Source organism: Sulfurisphaera sp. (assembly GCF_059755235.1).
This window is the reverse complement of record NZ_DBPRYF010000052.1, coordinates 106,760-127,598: the sequence shown is the minus strand read 5'-3', so window position 1 is coordinate 127,598 and position 20,839 is coordinate 106,760. Positions and strand designations below refer to the sequence as shown.

At 33.5% G+C, this 20,839-nt stretch carries 26 protein-coding genes and 2 tRNA genes; 11 read left to right on the top strand and 17 right to left on the bottom strand.

What is annotated here, in order from left to right; all coding sequences use genetic code 11:
- The first annotated feature begins 3 nt into the window (after positions 1-3).
- Both AC3OCB_RS11550 and AC3OCB_RS11545 read left to right on the top strand, forming a co-directional pair.
- On the top strand, positions 4-1,317 hold the full coding sequence (locus tag AC3OCB_RS11550; RefSeq protein ID WP_498342703.1) for a hypothetical protein: 1,314 nt from the start codon (positions 4-6) through the stop codon (positions 1,315-1,317).
- A 78-nt stretch (positions 1,318-1,395) separates the two neighbouring features.
- Positions 1,396-2,664, top strand: a complete 1,269-nt coding sequence (locus tag AC3OCB_RS11545) for a Glu/Leu/Phe/Val family dehydrogenase (RefSeq protein WP_498342723.1) — start codon at positions 1,396-1,398, stop codon at positions 2,662-2,664.
- On the opposite strand, the gene AC3OCB_RS11540 is transcribed toward AC3OCB_RS11545, so the two are convergent.
- From AC3OCB_RS11540 to udg, 4 genes are all read right to left on the bottom strand, one after another.
- Positions 2,648-2,917, bottom strand: a complete 270-nt coding sequence (locus AC3OCB_RS11540; protein ID WP_498342701.1) for a TIGR00304 family membrane protein — start codon at positions 2,915-2,917, stop codon at positions 2,648-2,650. The genes AC3OCB_RS11545 and AC3OCB_RS11540 overlap by 17 nt on opposite strands.
- Positions 2,918-2,922: 5 nt before the next feature.
- Positions 2,923-4,407 carry an ATP-dependent nuclease gene (locus AC3OCB_RS11535; RefSeq protein WP_498342699.1) on the bottom strand — a complete coding sequence of 495 codons (1,485 nt, stop codon included), beginning with the start codon at positions 4,405-4,407 and terminating at the stop codon, positions 2,923-2,925.
- 110 nt (positions 4,408-4,517) lie between these two features.
- Positions 4,518-5,297, bottom strand: coding sequence for an SDR family oxidoreductase (locus tag AC3OCB_RS11530; RefSeq protein WP_498342721.1), 780 nt, complete (start codon positions 5,295-5,297; stop codon positions 4,518-4,520).
- Entirely contained in the window at positions 5,248-5,916 is a 669-nt protein-coding gene (udg, locus tag AC3OCB_RS11525; RefSeq protein ID WP_498342697.1) for a type-4 uracil-DNA glycosylase, read from the bottom strand. Before udg ends, AC3OCB_RS11530 begins: the two co-directional genes overlap by 50 nt.
- Before the next feature lie 149 nt (positions 5,917-6,065).
- Here udg and AC3OCB_RS11520 point away from each other — a divergent pair, with 149 nt between their 5' ends.
- Positions 6,066-6,362 (top strand): hypothetical protein, encoded by a 297-nt coding sequence (locus AC3OCB_RS11520; protein WP_498342695.1) that lies wholly within the window; start codon positions 6,066-6,068, stop codon positions 6,360-6,362.
- Here the strand turns inward: AC3OCB_RS11520 and AC3OCB_RS11515 are convergent.
- Together AC3OCB_RS11515 and AC3OCB_RS11510 are read right to left on the bottom strand one after the other, a co-directional pair.
- A complete protein-coding gene (locus AC3OCB_RS11515; protein ID WP_498342693.1) occupies positions 6,351-7,232 on the bottom strand; it encodes a sulfite exporter TauE/SafE family protein in 882 nt (293 codons plus the stop codon). The genes AC3OCB_RS11520 and AC3OCB_RS11515 overlap by 12 nt on opposite strands.
- 53 nt (positions 7,233-7,285) lie before the next feature.
- Positions 7,286-7,678 carry a metal-dependent transcriptional regulator gene (locus AC3OCB_RS11510; protein ID WP_498342692.1) on the bottom strand — a complete coding sequence of 131 codons (393 nt, stop codon included), beginning with the start codon at positions 7,676-7,678 and terminating at the stop codon, positions 7,286-7,288.
- 44 nt (positions 7,679-7,722) lie between these two features.
- Between AC3OCB_RS11510 and AC3OCB_RS11505 the strand changes: the two genes are divergently transcribed.
- Positions 7,723-8,580 carry a dihydrodipicolinate synthase family protein gene (locus AC3OCB_RS11505; protein WP_498342690.1) on the top strand — a complete coding sequence of 286 codons (858 nt, stop codon included), beginning with the start codon at positions 7,723-7,725 and terminating at the stop codon, positions 8,578-8,580.
- A gap of 47 nt (positions 8,581-8,627) precedes the next feature.
- Here AC3OCB_RS11505 and AC3OCB_RS11500 read toward each other — a convergent pair whose 3' ends face one another.
- Complete coding sequence (locus AC3OCB_RS11500) at positions 8,628-8,996, bottom strand: hypothetical protein (RefSeq protein ID WP_498342688.1); 369 nt, start codon at positions 8,994-8,996, stop codon at positions 8,628-8,630.
- A 36-nt stretch (positions 8,997-9,032) separates the two neighbouring features.
- Positions 9,033-9,473, bottom strand: coding sequence for a winged helix-turn-helix transcriptional regulator (locus AC3OCB_RS11495; RefSeq protein ID WP_498342686.1), 441 nt, complete (start codon positions 9,471-9,473; stop codon positions 9,033-9,035).
- Between the two features lie 85 nt (positions 9,474-9,558).
- On the opposite strand from AC3OCB_RS11495, the gene AC3OCB_RS11490 reads away from it, so the two are divergent.
- Together AC3OCB_RS11490 and AC3OCB_RS11485 are read left to right on the top strand one after the other, a co-directional pair.
- The gene (locus AC3OCB_RS11490) at positions 9,559-10,167 is read left to right on the top strand and encodes a hypothetical protein (RefSeq protein WP_498342684.1); all 609 of its coding nucleotides are present in this window, start codon (positions 9,559-9,561) and stop codon (positions 10,165-10,167) included.
- 129 nt (positions 10,168-10,296) lie between these two features.
- Positions 10,297-10,389, top strand: a tRNA-Asn gene (locus AC3OCB_RS11485).
- Between the two features lie 254 nt (positions 10,390-10,643).
- On the opposite strand, the gene AC3OCB_RS11480 is transcribed toward AC3OCB_RS11485, so the two are convergent.
- Entirely contained in the window at positions 10,644-11,750 is a 1,107-nt protein-coding gene (locus AC3OCB_RS11480; protein ID WP_498342683.1) for an MFS transporter, read from the bottom strand.
- Between the two features lie 83 nt (positions 11,751-11,833).
- Between AC3OCB_RS11480 and AC3OCB_RS11475 the strand changes: the two genes are divergently transcribed.
- Positions 11,834-13,063, top strand: coding sequence for a sodium:proton antiporter (locus AC3OCB_RS11475; RefSeq protein ID WP_498342681.1), 1,230 nt, complete (start codon positions 11,834-11,836; stop codon positions 13,061-13,063).
- Here AC3OCB_RS11475 and AC3OCB_RS11470 read toward each other — a convergent pair.
- Positions 13,038-14,174 (bottom strand): acyl-CoA dehydrogenase family protein, encoded by a 1,137-nt coding sequence (locus AC3OCB_RS11470; protein ID WP_498342680.1) that lies wholly within the window; start codon positions 14,172-14,174, stop codon positions 13,038-13,040. The genes AC3OCB_RS11475 and AC3OCB_RS11470 overlap by 26 nt on opposite strands.
- Positions 14,175-14,523: 349 nt before the next feature.
- On the opposite strand from AC3OCB_RS11470, the gene AC3OCB_RS11465 reads away from it, so the two are divergent.
- A complete protein-coding gene (locus AC3OCB_RS11465) occupies positions 14,524-15,195 on the top strand; it encodes an A24 family peptidase C-terminal domain-containing protein (RefSeq protein WP_498342720.1) in 672 nt (223 codons plus the stop codon).
- Here AC3OCB_RS11465 and AC3OCB_RS11460 read toward each other — a convergent pair.
- Complete coding sequence (locus AC3OCB_RS11460; RefSeq protein WP_498342679.1) at positions 15,190-15,474, bottom strand: hypothetical protein; 285 nt, start codon at positions 15,472-15,474, stop codon at positions 15,190-15,192. The two genes, AC3OCB_RS11465 and AC3OCB_RS11460, sit on opposite strands and share 6 nt — an antisense overlap.
- 229 nt (positions 15,475-15,703) lie before the next feature.
- Here AC3OCB_RS11460 and AC3OCB_RS11455 point away from each other — a divergent pair.
- The 3 genes from AC3OCB_RS11455 to AC3OCB_RS11445 all read left to right on the top strand — a co-directional run bounded on the left by AC3OCB_RS11455 (position 15,704) and on the right by AC3OCB_RS11445 (position 17,439).
- Positions 15,704-15,798, top strand: a tRNA-Arg gene (locus tag AC3OCB_RS11455).
- Between the two features lie 446 nt (positions 15,799-16,244).
- Complete coding sequence (locus tag AC3OCB_RS11450) at positions 16,245-16,517, top strand: hypothetical protein (protein WP_498342678.1); 273 nt, start codon at positions 16,245-16,247, stop codon at positions 16,515-16,517.
- A 217-nt stretch (positions 16,518-16,734) separates the two neighbouring features.
- Entirely contained in the window at positions 16,735-17,439 is a 705-nt protein-coding gene (locus tag AC3OCB_RS11445; RefSeq protein WP_498342677.1) for a hypothetical protein, read from the top strand.
- 399 nt (positions 17,440-17,838) lie between these two features.
- Here AC3OCB_RS11445 and AC3OCB_RS11440 read toward each other — a convergent pair whose 3' ends face one another.
- From AC3OCB_RS11440 to AC3OCB_RS11415, 6 genes are read right to left on the bottom strand one after another with little or no spacing between them, the layout of a single operon-like run.
- The gene (locus AC3OCB_RS11440) at positions 17,839-18,177 is read right to left on the bottom strand and encodes a transcription factor S (RefSeq protein WP_498342675.1); all 339 of its coding nucleotides are present in this window, start codon (positions 18,175-18,177) and stop codon (positions 17,839-17,841) included.
- Between the two features lie 15 nt (positions 18,178-18,192).
- Entirely contained in the window at positions 18,193-18,450 is a 258-nt protein-coding gene (locus AC3OCB_RS11435; protein ID WP_498342673.1) for a hypothetical protein, read from the bottom strand.
- Complete coding sequence (locus AC3OCB_RS11430) at positions 18,431-18,718, bottom strand: DNA-directed RNA polymerase subunit L (protein ID WP_498342671.1); 288 nt, start codon at positions 18,716-18,718, stop codon at positions 18,431-18,433. Before AC3OCB_RS11430 ends, AC3OCB_RS11435 begins: the two co-directional genes overlap by 20 nt.
- Positions 18,708-19,277 carry an exosome complex RNA-binding protein Csl4 gene (locus AC3OCB_RS11425; RefSeq protein WP_498342669.1) on the bottom strand — a complete coding sequence of 190 codons (570 nt, stop codon included), beginning with the start codon at positions 19,275-19,277 and terminating at the stop codon, positions 18,708-18,710. The genes AC3OCB_RS11430 and AC3OCB_RS11425 overlap by 11 nt, the downstream gene beginning before the upstream one ends.
- 5 nt (positions 19,278-19,282) lie before the next feature.
- Entirely contained in the window at positions 19,283-20,281 is a 999-nt protein-coding gene (dph2, locus tag AC3OCB_RS11420; protein WP_498342667.1) for a diphthamide biosynthesis enzyme Dph2, read from the bottom strand.
- Positions 20,278-20,808: a 50S ribosomal protein L16 gene (locus tag AC3OCB_RS11415; protein ID WP_498342666.1), complete on the bottom strand. Its 531-nt coding sequence runs from the start codon at positions 20,806-20,808 to the stop codon at positions 20,278-20,280. Before AC3OCB_RS11415 ends, dph2 begins: the two co-directional genes overlap by 4 nt.
- Positions 20,809-20,839 lie beyond the last annotated feature (31 nt).

The following is a 20,839-nucleotide window of genomic DNA, read 5'->3' as shown; positions in this document are numbered from 1 at the left end:
GTGATGATTAAAAGTATCATTCTCATAGCTCTAATGCTTCTAGTACCCTTAATGGTAACCCACTCTTTGCCTACAATGTATAATAACTACAATAAACCAAGCGTCATAAATACAATAACAATTTATAAAGATTTACAATATAAAATAGAATTGCAAAAGCAAGTAACTCAAAATGAAACAAAGACTACTTTAGTTAATAGTACAACAACAAATACAGTAGTTCCTACTAAGGTTACTGAAACAGTTGGAACATATATGGTAAATTATACCGTGACTAACGTTAGCAATGAAAATATATACGTAAAAATTTCTGGTAATTTTACCGAGAACTTTACTTTTATTAGGCAAGGTAACTATAGTCTTAATATACTTCAAGATGTTGTTAGCCTTGACTATCCTTATATTCCGCCTTTCTTAATGCTCAACAATACGTACGCGTTGTTTATTAAATCTTCGCCTTATGTGATTGCTTATCTCGATTCTTTAAACTATACTCTTCTTGGCAAAAATGTTACTGCATATGAGTTCGCTATTGTTTACAATTCATCTTACTTTGCTCTTTATGACCTCCTTAGTAATGGGATACTTGCTAATTATACTACTACATATAACGGCTCAACCCTTGTTATGTCGTTAATAAACTACGGGGGAGAATACAACATTACACTTAATTCGTCTTTAGATAATACCTACTTATCACAGCCTTATCTTTACCTAGAGTATGTTTATAGTTCTGCTTCCAATTCTCTTCAACCTCAAAATTATGTTCAAGTTTACTATCCGTTTATTGTTGGCAACTATTTGGGTCAAATAGTATATCTTTTGTATCCTCAGCAAGGCAATCTTGTTATTCCTAACAGTTTTTACGGCGTCAATGTTAACTTCGAGCTGTACTTTAAGCCAATAGGTGGTCAAGTTCTAACTTACCTACAGACAAATTCATCACAAATAGAATGGAATGGTAACTACTTTAATTATATAAACACGACACAATTAAAGTTGGTTAATGGTAGTGTACAGAACGCTTTATTGTATAGGAATGCTACACAAAATGCCACAGTGTATCTTTATTTCTCTCAAGATTCTCATATTCTTCTAGAAGAATTAGTATATAGTGTACTCTTACATAACTATTCTGTTGAGTTGCAGTTTTTAGGGAATAACTATTATAACATCAATCAAAAATATATCAACATCACGTCACCAAAATACACTACTCTAGATTATCACCTAGTTAATTTTAATGAAGGACTGATTATAGCCATAGTGGTCACTGTTGTATTGTCAGCAATAATTATTCTTTTCAGACAGAGATAAACTGTAAGTTAAAACTTTCAACTCAAAGTATATAGTTAAGTTAAAATTTTTAGATTGAGAATATAGAGAATGAGAGATATGTCCTCAGCTGTCCAAGAAACTCTTTCTTCAAACCTTTATGACCAACAAGTTAAAAAGCTATATCACGTAGGTGAAATCCTTGGTTTATCACAAGATGTTTTACAAGATCTAGCAACCCCAGAGAGGGTAATACAAGTTAAAATTGAAATTAGAGGCGCAGATGGCAAATTAAAAACGTTCATGGGCTGGAGGTCTCAACACAATAGTGCATTAGGTCCTTATAAAGGTGGTGTAAGGTATCATCCAAATGTTACACAAGATGAAGTAATAGCATTGTCAATGATGATGACGTGGAAAAACTCCTTATTACAATTACCCTATGGTGGAGGAAAAGGTGGAATTAGAGTAGATGTTACGAAACTAACAAGAGATGAATTAGAAGCTTTATCAAGGAGATACATAGACGCATTGTACAAATATATAGGAAGCGATATAGACGTTCCGGCTCCAGATGTAAATACAAATCCTCAAACCATGGCATGGTTTTTAGATGAATACATTAAAATAACTGGTAAGGCTGACTTTGCAGTATTTACTGGGAAACCAATAGAATTAGGTGGACTACCTGCAAGGATATATAGTACTGGTCTAGGTGTAGCCACAATAGCTAAAGCAGCTGCGCAAAAGTTCTTAGGAGGGCTTAATGATTCAACAGTTATAATTCAAGGTTTTGGTAATGTAGGTTCTTATGCTGCTGAATTTTTGCAACAAATGGGAGCAAAAGTTATTGGTGTAAGTGATTCTAAAGGAGGAGTTATTGACCCTAATGGTCTTGATTTGAAAAAGCTGAAAGAAGTTAAAGATACCACGGGTTCAGTAATTAATTATCCAACTGGAAAGAAAGTTACAAATGACGATCTGTTAATTTCTGAGTGCGATATATTAATACCTGCTGCATTAGAGAATGTAATCCATAAGTTCAATGCACCGAAAGTTAAAGCTAAATTAATTGTTGAAGGAGCTAATGGTCCATTAACTGCAGACGCAGATGAGATTATGAAACAGAGAGGTATTCCAGTTGTTCCAGATATATTAGCAAATGCTGGTGGTGTTGTAGGAAGTTACGTGGAGTGGGCTAATAATAAGATGGGACAAATTATGACTGAAGAGGAAGCAAAGAACTTGATAATTAAGAGGATGGAAGACGCATTTGAAGGAGTTTATCAGAAATATAATAAGTTAGGAGATCAAGATTTAAGGACTGCAGCTATGGCAATCTCAATAGAAAGAGTAGTAGATGCAATGAAAGCTAGAGGTATGTTATAAGAGTTAATATCATAAGAACAGCAAAGATAACTATTCCTATAATCAACATAGTTTTTGCTATTTTCTTATTACTTCCAAAAACTATAGGAATAGGTCCTATAAAGATAACTCCGCCATATTCTGTTTTTTGTTCTTTTCCCTCTTCTTTCTCTTCTTCGCTTTTATTTCTCATTTCTAAAAGAAGCCCTAAAGTAACTAAAAACAAACCTAGAAATACCACAGTTAAACCTATGGCAAATAAAAGTTGATTCATAATTTTTATATCGATTCAAAAGATTTAATCTTATTTGCGAGTATTTCCATTTCCTTTGGCATTTCTACGCCATCATACATTGTAACTAGTTCTCCTATGCTATTTCTGACTTTTCCATAATCTATTCCTCTTTTCCTAAATACGTTAACAAGCCAACTGTATGTCTCTTCTTTTGTTAATTCTCTTAGTTCTTTCTCATCTGGATAAACTCCGAATTTTCTTATTACATCGATGATCTTACTCTTAGTATAATAGTTTTCCACTTCTTTACCTAAAGGTACACAGTACTCTTTCAAGTTTATATCTATTTTATCGCAAAGTCCCAAGAACAATATATCTAAACCAAGTAGCTCACGTAATCTTAACCATAGCTGGAGTTCAAGGTCTGTACTCACTTTGTATATCCCTATTCCTAGTTCATCGTTAGCTATTCCTATTCTTCTTAACCAATTCAATATAACTGAAGGTTCTGCTAATTCGCTAGTTACAATAATTAATTTATCAAAAAATATTTCTGATAAGTTAACTCTTAAAATTCCAGTTATTGTTTTTAACTGCTCATCTAACTTTACCTTAATAGCAGAAGAAACTCCACTTTTCTTTTTCATAACAATGTAATTATCTACTGGAGAGGAAATGACATAAGGTGAATGCGTAGTTATAAATACTTGAAAGATTTCATTATTAGCCCAATCTTTGATAAGTTTCATAACTCTAGACTGTAGGGTAGGGTACATATTTACCTCGGGTTCTTCAAGCAATAATATCTTCCTTCCACTAAGCCATAATATGAATAACATTAATATAACTCTTTGAAAGCCACTTGCCGCTAAATCAATATAAATTGGTAAATTCTGGATATTTAAAACAAGTTTACTTGAGTCCCAAAATTCCACTCCCTTTATATCCGGAATAACTTCACTTATCAAGTTTATGAAATCATACCACTTTCTTCTCATGTTAATGGGGCTTCTATTCATCTCAACCATTTTCTTTAATACAGCATCAAAGTATGTCTGGTCAAATATCGGCACATACTCTATTCCTTGAGTTGCGATAGAAAATAACGATTTTACTTCTTCGAATTGATCTCTTATCGGAGGAGAATTATCTACTGTAAATGATTCAATATTCCATTCAACAAAATGATTGTTATACTTAATCTTGTTTACTATCTCAACTCTCATTTTTCTATTTCTACCTAATGCTTGCATAACTTCTTCTTCTGAAAATTCTAGAGTACCACCAATAGTTATAGGCTTATTTATATCATAGTCTTTCCACAATAACATATATTCTTGATTTCTGTCCTCGATACTCCTCTTTTCTAACCCAGAGCCGAGGTTTTTAATAAACAAGTAAATTGCGGTAAGTAAATTTGTCTTCCCTGAACCATTATAACCAACTATTACGTTTAACCCTCCAAGGTCTTCCAGTTTTATGTTTGATAAACTTCTAAAGTTGTCCACGTAGAAGTTGATAATCTTCACTTTTCTTCACTCTACGCTTATTTCTACATCCGAAGATATAACAATTAGCAAGCTATTTGATGACGTTCTATATATAAAGAAAAAAAGGTGGTATTATTAGTACTAATGTTTTAAAGGGTAGCTCTTATGATCCCACCATCAACTGGGATTAATGCTCCAGTAACGTATGTAGATAGATTTGATGCCAGGAACAGTATCACATTAGCAACCTCCTCCGGTTTTCCTATTCTCTTCAATGGAACATCTTTAACTATCTCTTTTACAATTTCTTCCTCTTTTCTATTTTCTCTCTTCGCTCTATCTTTAACTAATTGATCTACTCTATCTGTATAAGTCCAACCTGGCATAACTCCATTAACTAGTATCCCCTTTTCTCCTAACTCTCTAGAGGCTGATTTTATTAATCCAGCTAATGATAGCCTTACTACGTTAGATAGATCGAGGTTAGGCAAAGGTTCTTTTAGTGTCATTGAAGTAGACAAAATAATCCTTCCGCCACTGCTCATTAACTTAGCAGATTCTCTAACAGCTATAACAGCACTCATTAGAAGTAAATAAAATGCGTTAAGCCAATCCTCATTACTTAACTCCAGCAGGTTCCCGGGTTTTGGACTTCCAGTAACGTAAGCCAGTACATCAAGACCTCCTAGTATTTCATAACCTTTTCTAACTAAATTCTCTACATCTGTGGGCTTGGTTAGATCAGCCACGATGTAATTTACTTCCCCGATTTCCTTTAATTTCTCATACGCTTTAATCAAGTTTCTTTCATCGTGAGAAGAAATAATCACTTTAGCTCCTTCTTCTAAAAATCTTTTTGCGGTAGCAAATCCTATACCTTTACTTGCTGCTGTTACTATTACTTTCTTCCCCTTTATTCCCAGATCTATCTTTACCACCAAGGAAATATTCAATGGTATACTTATTTGGTTTTGTCGTTGTCATCATCTCCCTAATCTTCTTAAAATCTTCCTCTAAAGTTCTTCTTAAGTTGGGGTTATAAAGTGCAGCTGCTGGATGATAAGTAGGGAAAACCACAATCTCTTTATCTTTATATTTCCAAGAATACGCTTTACCTCTTACTTTAGTTATTGAAGAAAAATTTCCTCCAATTTTGTTTAAGATATATTTTGTAGAATGCCTTCCAAGAGTAACAATTATTTTTGGCATTATCAGATCTATTTGTCTGTCTAGATAAGGCGAACATGCGAGAATTTCTTCTTCTTCCGGGTCCCTATTGTTAGGAGGCCTGCATTTCACTACGTTTGTTATAAAAACATCTTCCCTGCTTAACCCCAAGACATCTTTTATTAATTGTGTCAAGAGCTTCCCTGCAGCACCAACAAAAGGTTTCCCTTCTTTGTCTTCATTTTCTCCGGGTGCTTCACCTATAAACATAATCTCTGCTTTTGGATTTCCTTCTCCTGGTACTGAATTAGTTCTAGTTTGCCATAACTTACACTTTTTACAAGAGAGAACTTCTTCTCTTACTTTTTCTAAACTATCCATCAGGGAATCGACCCCTCTTCACTGCTCAGACTATGTCGGCATCATCACAATGTTCCCCACTCGGCTGAGGATCCTCACAGATAACTCTCGGATCCCGGAGGAGAGTGGGGTTGTTAAAAATTTAATCTCAGAGGAAGCTATTAACTTTAATGTCAGCAAATAAGAAGTTCTTTGAACTTCAAGATTTAATTTTGTTAAAAACGTCTATTGAAAAGGTTTTATTACATCTGAATGAGAGAAAAGAAAAAACAGTGTTCCCATGGGTTAATAGAGAATTATCTGGTTTATGGAACATGAAAGATGATGATATGAAACAAGATCTTCAAGAGTTGAAACAATACATTCAAAATGAAGATTATGAGAAAACTAAGAGCAAAATATTAGAAGTTAAAGCAAAGATAGAAGCAAAAATAGATGTTTTGTATAAGGAGATGTTAAACTATTGATGTTATTGCATGTATATTCTGGTACATCATGTATATAGCAACTAATATTATAATAATTGCAAATATTTTTCTCAGCATTCCTCTTGGCATGCTACTAGCAATTCTTGCACCAACATAACCGCCACCTATTCCACCCAAAAGGTAAAGTATACTAATTCTTGGATCAACTAAACCTGAGAGGGCATACGTAGCTGATGCAGCAACTCCAAAAGTCCCTACCGCAATTAAGGAAGTTCCAACAGCTTTAATCATACAAATCCCAGTGCTAAAAAGTAAACCCGGCACGATAAGAAAACCCCCACCAATTCCGAAGAAACCAGAAGCAAATCCTACTGCAAACCCTATTGGAATAATTCTGGCAAAGTTTACTCTTTGTAATATACCTCTTTTTTCTCCTCCATTTGTGTATGTCTTTGATACTGCTGGTCTATCTTTTCCTTTATAAACCATAATGGCAATTACTATCATTAATATTGCGAATAAGAATAATAGTAAATCACCATGAATTAAAAGTCCTAGCCTAGCACCTACATAATCGCCAAGAATTCCGGGTATTGTGAATATAACCCCTTCAAGGATTCTGACATTTCCCTTTTTCCAGTGAATAAAGGCGTTTATATAAGCGTTTAACCCTACTGCTAATGCAGTAGTACCTATAACAAGGTGATCAACCAAACTTTCCGCTGTAGAGTTCCCAGCTACCCCTGGTAAATAAGCTAAACCTACGAAATACAATAAAAGGGGAACTGCAAGTATTGATCCTCCCCCGCCTATTAATCCTAAAGTAAAACCAACTAAGAAACCAGATATTATCGATAAAATATATTGTAATAGTCCTATTTGCGATTCTATTGATGAAACGTCTATCATGAATTACATAATTTTATTTTTAGTTTAAAAAGTTTTGTTTAATCAAAAGTTTATTAAGGTATGTTTTCTCCGTGAGGGCATTTGTCAGGCTTTCCAAGAAACTCATAAATTTTTTCTACTACTTCATCAGGGACTGAGAAATCAAACTGTTGAGTATACTTACAAGCTTCATCTGGCGATATTCCAGCTTTTACTAAGAGAGTTTCTATAACTCTATGAGCTTTAACTAATGAATTTATAGCATCTTTCCCCTCATTAGTTAAGTAAATCCCTTTTTCTGTTTTTTGTAAAAAACCTTTACTTTCTAGATGCAGAATCTCCTCATGTGCACTTGCAGGACTTATGTTTAGATCTTTGGATACCCAAGATAATTTTGCTGGCTTCCCCTCATCATTATATCTTTTTATTGTCAAAAGATAGCTTAATTCACGCCTTGAGATCTTCACAATAAGAATATTTGCTTCAAAGCTATTTAAAACTTGATAAGTATATGAAAGGAATAATTCCAGCAATAGTAACTCCATTTAAAGAAAATGAAGAATTAGATTTAGACGCTCTAGAGGGCTATATAAATTTCTTGAAGAGAAATGGTATAACGACTTATTTCGTCCTAGGATCTACTGGAGAGTTCAATATGTTATCATTGGATGAAAAGCAGGTATTTATAAAGAAAATCTCAGATTTGAGTAAAAATATTATAGTAAATGTAACTGAAAACTCTCTGTATAATGCATTAAAATTAGCTAAACTAGCTATAGATTATGGTGCACAAGAGATAGCTAGTCTTCCACCGATATATCATAAGCCTTCAGAAAAAGGGATTATACAGTACTATGAGAGTCTATCAAAGTTTGGAACTCCTCTGAACATGTATTACTACCCTGGAAATACTTATGAAATATCAGAAAACACGATATCTACGTTAGTGGAAGAGGGTATAATTCAAGGAATGAAATACACAACAAATGATTTAGTTAGTTTTAAGAATTTTCTGAAACTGAAGGAGCTTAACAAAGAATTTTCTTTGCTTATTGGTAACGATGAATTAATAATTGACTCAATACTGATTGGTGGTGACGGTGTAGTTTCAGCAGTAGCAAATATTGCCCCAGAGCTAATGGTAAAAGAGTTTGAAGCACTACAAAAAGGAAATGTAGTCGAGGCATTAAAAATACAAAAAGAAATTGATAAATTAAACGAAGCTATAATGACTGGCGACTACCCTTCAACCTTAAAAGTTGGTTTAAAATATAGGGGAATTTATGTAGGCAAAGTAAGGAGTCCATTGCAAGAAAATATGGATGGAAATTCATTAATATATGGAGTATTAAAAGAAATTGGATTGTGATGAGGGTCGATGTGCTGAAAAGATGAAGTAATTATCTCCGGCTGAATTCATTTCATATTTTTCATAATTTTTTCTCTCACTGAAGGATCTAAACTCTGTAATACTTCGTTCATAATTTTTGCGTCTCTTTCAGCTAAATTTTTAGGTAAGTTAGATACTGCTTTTGCTCTGAGTTTAAGTATAGCTTTTATCACATTATCATCATACATGGAAATTATTCTTCCTCCACTTTCACACCAGTTCTTATACTCTTCATCAGTAGCCTTGCTAGCTAATACATTTAAAACGTCAGTCATTGTTTTGACTACCGTATTTTCATCTAGTGTTAATAACATCTGGAAGATTTTACTTAGAACTTCATTTCTTTGTGTATAAGGAAGTCTAGCTATTTGAATAGGATCTAGTTGTTGAGACATAATATAATTATTTTTCCAAACTAAATAAAACTTTCTCTATTTAGGTTCTTCTAACTCACGTGACTTTAGTACTCTTTGAAACTTGCTATATCTCTTTATTGAGTCAGATACAAATAAAACGGAAGCTAAGATGCTTATTAATGAGGCATAAAGTTCCATAGCGAAAGGATGTGAAAACATCAAAGTAATTATAAGTACTGTTGACGTAAGAAAGAAAGATGCAAAGAATATACTTTTTGGTAATATATTGTTAAATATCATTATATAATCATCATCAAGAACTACCTTATTCACAACATATTTTCCGTCATAAGTCTCTCTAATTAAACCATTTTCAATGAGTTTCTTTACATGATATCTAACGGCACTTGTGGATGCAAAACCCAAATCATCTTGTATTTGTCTTAAGGTAGCTTCTTTTTTCTTTAGTAAGTAATAGTAAACTCTTCGAGTAGACGGTGATAATTCTAACTCCATTAATATAATTCTATTGCTATATTAAATAAGATTTTCCTTCATTGATTGGAATAGATATTTAAAGTATTTCGCTTAAAGGTATCGTGTGAATAAATTAGCTATTGCAGCGGCTAGTGGTGTATTGCTTTCGTTGGCTATCGCTTTTGTCGTCGTATATCTAACCACGTATTATTATATTTTTCCTCCTAGTCCTATTAAATTTCATGAAATAAAGAATAGCACTACAATAGATGATAACTCGTTTGCACCAGCTTATGTTCTAAATTTAAGTAATACTAGCTATGTTAGGTCAGAAACCGCTTTAATAGCCTCTTTGCCTGCAAATATAACCGGAGGCATTACATATACTCCGTTTAATAAATCACCTCAATTTATCCGCAATGGTTCTATTAAATATAACGTATTTTACGTCCAACCTAGTTTTGTTCAAGCTGAACCAAATTCTACAGTCTCATTTATACTTTATTTCAATATGACATATTTGAATATGTATAACGATTCGATCTATACTGATCAAATAGGTAATTTAGTACGTGTAATTAATGTAACCCCTCTTAGCTCATTAAACACAACCTTAACAAAATATGAAGTTAATCTTTATATAGGTAATGTTAAGGAAAATACACTAATTATTCTACCTATATGGGATACTAAGTTACTAGAGATCCAGTACGTTCTGATTCTGGTTTATTAATGCTGTTTATTGTTAGAGTATTACTCGCTCCTTTATTCTTATACAAGTCTGTCTCGAGCTTTTTCTCGATAAATATAATTAAGTGGATGAAGCGAAAATCATAAAAGTGGTCATGTTATATTATTAAATGCCGCGGTAGCTCAGCTGGCAGAGCGCCGGGCTGTTAATCCACTGGGTGCAGATACCCGGTGGTCGAAGGTTCGAGTCCTTCCCGCGGCGCCATAACATAATTTCTTCATAAAACAAGTTTCTCTTAAAGGATAACGGTTTGTTGAAGATTTGCAATCGAATATATAAGGAAAAAATAACATAGAAGTATTTGGGATTGACTTTAATATACCTTCTTAGGCATTATGTCTCTGTTAACTAAAGTTATGGAAATCGTCGCACATATGTTACTATTATAAATATGATAAGTCTATCATCCTTAAGTCTCTGCGTTGTTTACTAATCAACATATCATTTTAAAATATTCTTTAAGCTTTTACTTGCGCTCTCTTGTTTAAGAAATCAAGCCATAGGAAGAATGCTAAAGAGAATCCAAAGAATCCCATAAAGTACGCTTGTGGTATATTTTGATCCGAAATTAATGCCGTTAAAGCGCTTCCTCCTGCGGAGGCAAAATTCTCTCCAGCATTAAAGATCCCTAATATTGAACCTCTATTTTTCTTTATGTTTTTGAACATTAGTGAAAAGAATGATGTACTATATAGCGGATATAAAGAACCAAATGAGACGAATGGTAATATTATTCCATATTCTATGTTTATCTTGAGAAATGTGAGAACGCCGAGAATTATCATTATTAACCCTCTAAGGCTCATTACAATAAAACTATAGTATAGTTCATTATCTTTTACAATTTTCACTGCTTTATTGTAAACAAACTCGTCAAAGATATAAAGTCCAGTGTAACTAAGAAAATACACATAGTTGGGTATTTTGAATAATCCTAAAGTAGGTATGTAAATAACATAGAAAATTTCCGCAGAAAGATTAAATATGGAAAAAGAGAGGATAGCCTCTGTAAGATCTTTTATTGCTTTTACTTTTTCAGTTTTATCCTCCCTTATTTCTCCCTTATATTTTGGTACCAAAATAGCGTTTAGGATTAGCGCGATTATAAAGAACCCAAGTAATATGCGGAAATCTGCAACTATTGCACCTAATACACTTCCTAAAATATTTCCTGCTAGAGATAATTGAGAAAGTCTGACATTACCTAAGACAGTTTTTTCAACCTCTAACTGTTCTAATAAAAGAACAGAATAAAGAGGCCCGTCTAATGCACTAAAGAATCCGAGTATACTATAACCTATTATACCAAGATTAGTCTTTAGCGTTAGAAAAGATATTATTATTCCGCTTATTGGAAGTAGTATGAAATATGAATACCTTTCTTTATTTTTATCGATAAGGGAGCCCCAAAAGTAAGAACCAAAACCATTAGCTATATTATTTAATGTTATGCTAAGCCCAAGTAGAGTCATTGAATGTGTGTGTTGATACAAGTTTATTGGATAAAGCAAAGACAGCATCGTTAAACCAGCTACTATAAACGTTTGTCCTAGGAAGAACTTCACGTAAAGGTAGCTTCGAATAATAAAGTTAAAAGAGGTTTTGGCCCAAGAGAAAATTCTTTAGTCCAGAATGGATATTCGAACCTGTGTACTTACCTGCATTGATTATTGCAATTATAGTCTATGGTATGATAGCCTTCAGAGGGTTATCAAAAGTTCCACCTTGGGCTTCAATGTTTTTTGGAGGGGTCTTGATGATCATTACTGGAGTTTTAAGTGTAAATGAGGCGTTACAATCTATTAATCTTGACGTTATACTATTTTTAATTACTCTTTTTGTGTTTGCTTCATCTCTAGAAGTCTCTGGTTTCTTAAAATATTTGGCATATAAAATAGTTAGTAGTTACAAACAGCCAAGGCGTATTATGTTTTATATTCTTCTTTACTCCGGACTGCTTTCTAACTTAGTCACAAATGATGGTATATCAGCTAGTTGGACGCCAGTGATTTTAGAAGTTTCTAGATTTATGAATGTTGATGAGTTACCTTTTCTATACGCTCTCGCATTTGGTGTCACTATAGGCAGTGTTATGATGCCTACTGGTAATCCACAAAATTTGCTCATAGCCCTTGAAGGGAATATAAAGGAACCTTTTGTTACATTTCTTTTATATCTTGGAGTCCCTACTATACTTAATCTCCTCTTATCGTATTTTCTAATGCTTTTTCTCTTTAAAAATAAACTGTCTGACGTAAAAATAGATGATATAAAGATTGACATAAAAGTAAATAAGAGGTTAGCTTATTCTTCTCTTATTCTTCTTATAATAACTGTGGTACTCTTCTTTATATTTAGTTTTATCAGAGTTGATATACTTCTAGCTTCTTTAACTACATCATCGATTTTACTTATTATAAGTACGGAAAGTAGAGATATAATGAGCAGAATAGATTGGTCAACTATTATATTCTTTATTGGTCTTTTCATCTTCACTGAAGGGTTATACAAAGGCGGGGTTATACAATTAATCTACCAAGTTCTCCCTCCACCTACAGATGTCCTTCTAATCATGGTTTCAAGTATTTTGCTTAGTCAGGTACTTAGTAATGTACCTCTTGTTGCGATTTACATACCAGAAATGTATCAACTGGGAGCAACATCAACAATAGACTGGATAGCCTTAGCAGCAGGAAGTACTATAGCAGGTAACCTTACTCTTATAGGTGCAGCGAGTAACATAATAATTTCTGAAGCTTCAGAAAGTAGAGGAGGAAAAAGTTTTAGTTTCTTTCAATTTATGAAGTATTCTACTCCAGTCCTTTTACTAAACTTCATAGTTCTATATCTTTTTATTTCTTTGGTTGGAAGAGTCTAGATACTGCAACTAACTGCATCTCATTTGTACCTTCGGCTATTTCCATGATTTTTGCATCTCTGTATAATCTTTCTACCTTAGAACCTCTGTTTAAACCATGTCCTCCAAATATATGAAGTGCAAGTCTTGTTACTTCTGTTGACGTAACTGCTGCATAGTACTTAGCCATAGAAGCTTCTGTCGTTGCCTCATAACCGTTATCAAATAAACTCGCTGCTTTCCATGTAAGAAGTCTTGATGCCTCTACTTTTATATAAGCATCAGCTAAATTGAATCCAATCCATTCTTGCTCTACTAATGCTTTCCCAAATTGTTTTCTTGATTGTGCTCTTGCTATTGCCTCTTCTAATGCTCCTCTAGCTATTCCTACTGCGATCCCTGCATACCCATTTCTACTTACCATTAATGCTTTTAATGCTCCTCTGTATGCATCTCCTTCTTTTCCTATAATACTGTCTTTTGATATCCTTACATTGTTAAATTTAACATAAGACACTCCAGCTCCTCTTATTCCCATTATGTCTAACTTATGGATTTCTACTCCCGGTAATTTTGAGTCAATTAAAAGTAATGAGACTCCTTGTCTATCTCCAGGGTTTCCACTTGTTCTAGCTAATACTACCATTTTTGTTGAGAAGGACGCAGCACTAGTAAATATCTTCTCCCCAGATAATACTAGTTCATTACCATCGGGCTTGGCAGTTGTCTGTAATGCTCCTAAATCAGACCCAGCTTGTGGCTCTGTTAACGCTACAGCATAGATCTCTTTTGCTTTTATCCCCTTTTCAATCCATTCTTGTGCAGAGTCTCCTCCAATCGAAACTAGGAGTTGTAATGCGTTTTGTTGTGTGTGTAAGGAGTGAGAAGCTCCTCCACTTTCTGTTCCTAGTTCTTCTGTAGCTATTGCAAATCCCATCTCTCCTAATCCTAATCCCCCATATTTAGTCGGCTGTTTCATTCCGAGTAATCCCATCTCTCCTAGATCTTTAACTATCTTGTCACCGCCGTCATTTGTTTCGTCCATTTGTTTTGCATATTCCTTAACAGTTTTCTGAGTATATTCTCTAATTTTGGCTCTATATTCTTCTAATTCCTTACTTAGTGAGATCATGTCAAGTATAAATTGTATAAGCAATATTAAATTTTACACTAGTGGTCCTGCCTTTAAGGTTGGGGGTGGCTTCTTTGTGCTAGTTATGAATTATTGTAAAAGATTATTTGTTGATTAGAAAGTTGTTTCAAAAAACGATTTGGTTAAACTATTTGAACGTCAATTTTTCATTTGCTGAACTAAAAATAAAAGCAAGAAATATAAGAGAGAATAAAAATTATACACATAAGGGGTATCTAGCCCTCAGACAGCCTCGCAGAAGGTAGTGTGAAGAGGGCTTCCTGCCGTATAGGTGTGAATTTCCTTGAACGAAGCTATTTACATTCTACAGATACTCTTAACATCAATAATGTTAATCCATGTAACTTATTTAGATTTAAAGACGAGAGAGATAGACCTCAAAATATGGTTATTATATTCCCCCTTAGTACTTCTTTTCTTTTTTCAATACAAGACCTTGAATCTTTTCCTATATCTGTATTCAGTAATTACAGTTAATGTCTTGATACTCGTTTTTTATTATGTCTCTCTGATGGGAGGGGCAGATTTATTTCTTTCATTAATTTTGTCTTTTAGTAATGCATCTGTAAGACCTTTGTTCTTCTCAAGGTTCTCTTTGATAGGGCTTGAACCATTAACGATTTTACTTTATTCATCTTTTTTAATTCTTTTAACAACTATTGGAAACTTCTTGAGAAATTATTCCTATACAAAGGAGTATCCTTTGAAACTAAGACTGATACTAGCTTTTTCGGGGCGAAGGATCAGGGTAAAAGATTTTCTTAGTTCAAAATTCCTTTTCCCACTGACTCAAATTGATGAGTCAACTCGGCAAGTTACATTAAGGACTACTTTCTTAGTTGATGAAGATGACGCAGAATGGAGAAAGAAGTTTTCAGAATATGTACAAAAAGGATTGATAAAGGAAGAAGACTATATATGGGTTACATGGGGAGTTCCAGTAATTCCATTTATAGCTCTAGGATATTTTATTAGTCTGATTGTTGGTTTACCACTATAATCTAATTATGTAATATATTATTATTAAGCCAAGTAAACTTAGAGATGCAATGACCATGGAGGGATAAGCATACATTGGATTATCATAAGAGGACCACATCATAAATGAGGATAATAACATTACTTCTTCTCCTACTAGAATTCCTCCTAAAAGTGTTAAAGCTACGGTAAGCTTTGTCTTACTTATCTTTCTTACTTGAAACAATTCAAAAGCTACTAGGCCAGCTATTAATATAGAAACTGCTGCAATAGCAATGTTTATTGTCCATACGTGTATCATATATTTTGTAACCTTATCCGGACCTTTTAAATTTTTGCCGAAATCAGTTAATAAACTGAAAAGTAAGTATCATAAACCTGAAATAATAACAAAAAACGTGGAAATAGATATATTTCAATTTAATGTCTCATCCTATAAGAGAAGAAGTCAACATGTCGAGCTAATATCTTATTTTAGCACTTTGCTTAAAGCGAAAAATCTTTAAGTTAGAAATGAAGAAGGATAGTATGGACCCGTAGCTCAGCCAGGATAGAGCGCCGGCCTTCTAACCCAGAAGGCCGTGAAGTAAGCCGGTGGTCCCGGGTTCGAATCCCGGCGGGTCCGCTATCCCCGTAAGATAGTGAGATAAAAATTAGAAATTATAGGTTTAGATCGAGAGCTGTCGTAAAAATACTACCTTTAAGGTCTTTATATATCCCATGAAACCATTCAAATTTAGCTCTTCTAATAAGATAGACATAAAGAAGAATGAGTAAAATACTTGGGATCATTGCCTGTTCATTAGGAAAGAGGACGATAAAATACGAGGTTAAAAGAAAAATAAAGAGATATGAAATAAAGTAGAAGATTCCACGAAAGAACGTTTAGGACATTTAACGTTTAATTATTTCCTTTATCACATAAATGATTTCGTGCATTGCTTGAGATCAGTATGTGCTTTTTAAGGATAATTCTATGATCTATCACTCAAGTTACGTTAAAGTTATATGATGTATGAGATGTGTTAAGCTTAAATCTATTCAAGTCCGCTGTACCTTAGTGTTTTACTTATGCCATGGATTCCTATTAGATCTGCGGATAAGCTAGTTTATGGTCAAGTAGTTAAATTGGAAATAGGCAAAAAGATTAGGGTAGAAAGTTTTAAGGGGGATAGGTGGATTGAAATAACAAAAAAGGACAATAGCAGTTTTGAAATCCTAGAACATGGTTTTAGAAATAATACATTAACAGTAGATGAGAAAGGATTAAACAGAATGCTGAAGGAATTATTTGAAATAGAATTCCCTAGAAGTCATCAAGTAAGAGTTTCAACAACTTCTTAACTACTTATGCTCTCAATACTTTTCAGTATCTAATACTTATAGATTGTATAATTTGATATCGAACAATTCTGAATAAGTTTTTATGATACTTAAGTGTAGTGCAACAATAATAAGGCGATTTGAATGTTGTGTAGTAATAAGACATGGCAACATAGAGTGAGAAGTTCTAACTATAAGGTAAACATCATTCTATATATGAGCAGATTTGGTGATTATATTGACTTCTAACAAGCTTATTCTTATTACTGCAATTATCGTTATACTCATCATTTCCGCCAGTCTATTGTATATCTTAAATGAGAAATCTCCTACATCTAGGCATATAGCTGCCAATACTACTAGTAGTAACTTTCAAAATATCAGTACTATGCAATTTGTAAATAATACCAATACTACTATGTCTAAGAATTATAGTTTAGCAGTACAAAACTTTAAGAATATTCTAGGTCAGTCCAGAGAGATCTATTTAAATGCTATTAGAAATAATGAGACCTTGTCTATCTCAATTGATAATTTATCCAAGCTACTTATATTAAATAGTACTATTGTGAATGAAACTACATTATATATGAACAATACAGATTATACATATGTACTTCTACAAGTCTATAATGCAAACAATAATTTCACCTTTTGTCCTCAAAGAATCGAGATCAACACTATATCAGTTGAACTTATACCAAAGAATCCATCGGTGACCTATACTGGCGGAACAGCTTTCAACTATATGATAAACTACGAAAATCATTCATATAATGCAACATTTTATTTTATAGGTTTTATGTTTTCATCCTTCAATCTCATAACTTCTACAAATACAATAGGTAATAATATCTATGCAGTAACTATTGCAGTAAATAACGAATTAGGTAGTCCAGAACACATCAGTTATGCATATCTTATACTGATAGAAAATATGTAACTCAAGAAACAAAAAAGAATGTCCCGTCTTTTTTCTTTTCGTTATCGTCCTTCTCCATGATAACTAAGAATATAGTTATCTATTAAAGGGGGTTGAGTAAAGTAAGCGAAAAAATAGAAGGTCTGTTGCATTTAGTTATGACTATTATACATTAACGATGTACCTAATGGATGCGGTAAGAGAATACTTAGAGAGCTATTTGACTGTATAAAGGTTAACAAGCTATTTAACGGGGATATTATATATTACATATAATATTTTTAGTTAAAGGCACAGCCCTGGTCTCCGAAAAGGAATAGGGATAATGGATGGAAGATCAAACTCGGTATGGAATAAAAAGGATGTACCCCTAAACTTCTCTGCTCTTACAACACCAAGAAACCTTTAGGGCGGAGGATATTATTCATACTCTCTCCATACTTTTCCGCATTTAGTACATTTGTAAAATCTAGTAGGAGGTTCATCCGCAGCTCTTGTCTGTAGCATCCAGAAGTAGGCTTCATCGTTCCCACATTTAGGACAAACTACTCCTTTAATTATCTGTGCTCCTGCTGGTGGTTTTTCATCTTCTAAAACTAGGGTTTTCTCCTTTACTGAGTGTTTAACTACCGTTTTTACTTTCATCGAGCCAGAGGCTTCACTTCCCTCTTCATATCCGCATTTAGGACATTTGTAAACTGTTTTTCCGTTCACTTTTCTAGGTACCATTATTGAATTGCACTTCGGGCAGAACTTCATAAGAATCACCAATAACTATACCTTACGTTCCAATAGTTTATTTAGTTTTCGTTCAATTTTTTCTACCAGAGATTTACAATACTCCTCTTTTTCTCTATCCAAACTAATATCCTTAACTTCATCATATACACTAGAATTTTTAAATTGTTTTTCTATGAAATCCCTACTGCTGTCGAAAAATACTTTTTCTATGAAATCTCCTCTAAAAACGCAAAGAGCATATATTTTTTCTCCTTTTGTAATTACAGCTGTTCTACTTCCCTTCTTTTTCAATAGTTTTCACTTCTTCAATAAACTTATTAGTATCTGCCTTAGCTAGTTCAATAGCCTTTAGTAGTGCGTCTTTTGGCGATATACTTCCATCTGTCATTATTTTGATTACGATGTTATCAACTAATGGATGAGGCTTAGAATAAGAGGCGAATTTTACTCCTTGTACTTGTAATAAATAACCTTTTATTAAATTACCTAATGTGTGTTCCTCTCCTAGTACTTGGAACTCAATGTAATTTTCTCCAGACTTTAATACTTTAATTTCCACCTTTTCTCACCTGAAGTAAAGCTAATTTTCTACTTTCAACATTACCACAGTTTGGACACCTTAAATGTTCTTCGTCTTTCTTCACCATTTTTGTCCCACAAATGGAACATTTAGCATAAACAACTCCTAAATCTTTCTGCTTTAGAGTCAGTGGAAGAGGTAAAGCAAAATTTAATGGCTTTGCCCTAATTATGTCTGAGACTTTAATTGCTTCGTTTATAGTATTAAGGTACTTATTTGCGATTTGTGAAATGTGAAGATAGGCAGTTATTGGTACATTCAATGGTTTATCTTCAATAGAATAGACTGAAACTAAAGCTGAATCTTCTTTTATGCTAGTGACCATTCCTAGCACATATTTAGCTTTTTTTAAAGGTAAGAATCCAGGTTTTTTGAAACCTATTGAGTTGCTTCTTCTATTTATCATATCATAAAACGCTTTTCCTACAACACTAGCATAAACGACTCCTTGAAATTCATAAGTTCCTTCACCGGGAACGAACTCTTCTATAATGCTTAATTCATCACCGGGAAGGATTAATTCTCCTTGTTTTTTCATTCTTATCACCACGGGAATATATATTTATCAAAGCTGTTGGATATTATCATTTTCGCTTCTCCAGGTGTTAAAACTGGCCTATCAAAATCATATAAATCATCTATTGGTAATCTAGGGCATGAAGTCACAAGAAACACTTCAATACTTGGACTTAAATTCCTTAGTGTGTCCTTAGTTAAAACTCTATTAAGAAAGATAAACGTATTATATCCTTTTTCTTTGAGTTTCTTTTCAAAATACTTTACCATTAAAGGTCTATTTTGTCCTACCATTGCTCCTTGTATTAATCCCCAATTTTTCTTGTCAATAGCCTCCAGTATTTTTGCATATCTGATTTTTATTATTTTATAAACATCTCTTGTCAGGTCTTCAACTTTTTGTGTATAAGGATCTATCTTAATCAAAGGTTTGTTGGTAGATAGACCAACACCTAATGCATGAAAAACTCCGCCCGATACATTAATGTACACATCAGCCTCAACATCAGTAGCCGCTTTGTAATCGCACCCTAAGATTTGACCATCCAGCATAAAAGCAGATGACGGTTTACCTATTTTAACTTCGAAATCTTTTCCTATTTTTTCTGCTAATTTAGGTAAAAGTTTTGCATGTTGTATTGTTGCCGTCAATCCTATAGATTTTGCTTCATATTTTTTAGCTAAGTTAATTGCTTCGTCTATTTGTGCTTCTGTTATTTCAAGATTACTCTCTACTGGAATAAACAGAGTTGGAAACTTTGGGTAATACCATGTATAAGGTGTGTGACCAAAATGAACAATCAAGTCTGCGTTCAAGTTTTTTGCTTCGTCTTCTGCTATATCACATGCTCCCCAATTAGGATCAGAAGAAATTATGAAATCTACGTGAGGTAACATTGTTTGAAGTTTCTGAACAATTTGAGTAGAAAAAATTTTTAAACCTTCTGGGAATTGTAATAAAACTTTCTTAGCATTTCTCTTCTTTATTTCCTCAGCTATAAATTCCTCCTTGAAGTCATAACTCACTGTGCGACTGCCTCTTTGCTTAGGGGCACGATATCTATTCTAGTTCTTAAAGGTATTTTTGATGCTGCTGCTTCAAAAGCTTTCTTTGCTATTTCTAAATGTTCTTTCTTGACTCTTGCTATCATTATTGTATCTCCTAATCTCTCAACTCTTACTGCAGTGCCTATTGGTTTTCCGAATGCTAATCTCATTCCATCTTGAAGTCTATCTGCTCCTGCAAATGCCATCATTTTATTTTCTCTAATTACATGGTGAGGATATTTTAGTACTATAAGTGCAAAACCTTGGTCTGATCCAGTCTTATTAGTTAGTTGCTTAAGTGCAAGTACACGTGACGCTTCTAAAGCATTATGTCTAATTTGTCCTTTTTCTAGCGTAACTAGTCTTAACTCATAATCGTAACTTCCGTTAACATTCCCCATGGTGAATTTTGTTATCTTTGGCATTGGCACACCGGGTATATACTCTTTTCTAGTGTATGGTGGACCAGAGAAATGACGATAACATCTTCCAGGTCTTAATGGCATGATATACATTATATCCACATAGCTTTAAATG

Bases quoted from the DNA above. Each gene is read 5' to 3' on its own strand.
- AC3OCB_RS11460 (WP_498342679.1), bottom strand. From the start codon at position 15,474: ATGATACACGTATGGACAATAAACATTGCTATTGCAGCAGTTTCTATA.
- AC3OCB_RS11495 (WP_498342686.1), bottom strand. From the start codon at position 9,473: ATGGAGTTAGAATTATCACCGTCTACTCGAAGAGTTTACTATTACTTA.
- AC3OCB_RS11425 (WP_498342669.1), bottom strand. From the start codon at position 19,277: ATGAAAAAACAAGGAGAATTAATCCTTCCCGGTGATGAATTAAGCATT.
- AC3OCB_RS11500 (WP_498342688.1), bottom strand. From the start codon at position 8,996: ATGTCTCAACAACTAGATCCTATTCAAATAGCTAGACTTCCTTATACA.
- udg (WP_498342697.1), bottom strand. From the start codon at position 5,916: ATGGATAGTTTAGAAAAAGTAAGAGAAGAAGTTCTCTCTTGTAAAAAG.
- AC3OCB_RS11545 (WP_498342723.1), top strand. From the start codon at position 1,396: ATGTCCTCAGCTGTCCAAGAAACTCTTTCTTCAAACCTTTATGACCAA.
- AC3OCB_RS11450 (WP_498342678.1), top strand. From the start codon at position 16,245: ATGCCATGGATTCCTATTAGATCTGCGGATAAGCTAGTTTATGGTCAA.
- AC3OCB_RS11440 (WP_498342675.1), bottom strand. From the start codon at position 18,177: ATGAAGTTCTGCCCGAAGTGCAATTCAATAATGGTACCTAGAAAAGTG.
- AC3OCB_RS11465 (WP_498342720.1), top strand. From the start codon at position 14,524: ATGTTAATCCATGTAACTTATTTAGATTTAAAGACGAGAGAGATAGAC.
- AC3OCB_RS11470 (WP_498342680.1), bottom strand. From the start codon at position 14,174: ATGATCTCACTAAGTAAGGAATTAGAAGAATATAGAGCCAAAATTAGA.
- AC3OCB_RS11515 (WP_498342693.1), bottom strand. From the start codon at position 7,232: ATGATAGACGTTTCATCAATAGAATCGCAAATAGGACTATTACAATAT.
- AC3OCB_RS11505 (WP_498342690.1), top strand. From the start codon at position 7,723: ATGAAAGGAATAATTCCAGCAATAGTAACTCCATTTAAAGAAAATGAA.
- AC3OCB_RS11520 (WP_498342695.1), top strand. From the start codon at position 6,066: ATGTCAGCAAATAAGAAGTTCTTTGAACTTCAAGATTTAATTTTGTTA.
- AC3OCB_RS11540 (WP_498342701.1), bottom strand. From the start codon at position 2,917: ATGAATCAACTTTTATTTGCCATAGGTTTAACTGTGGTATTTCTAGGT.
- AC3OCB_RS11415 (WP_498342666.1), bottom strand. From the start codon at position 20,808: ATGCCATTAAGACCTGGAAGATGTTATCGTCATTTCTCTGGTCCACCA.
- AC3OCB_RS11550 (WP_498342703.1), top strand. From the start codon at position 4: ATGATTAAAAGTATCATTCTCATAGCTCTAATGCTTCTAGTACCCTTA.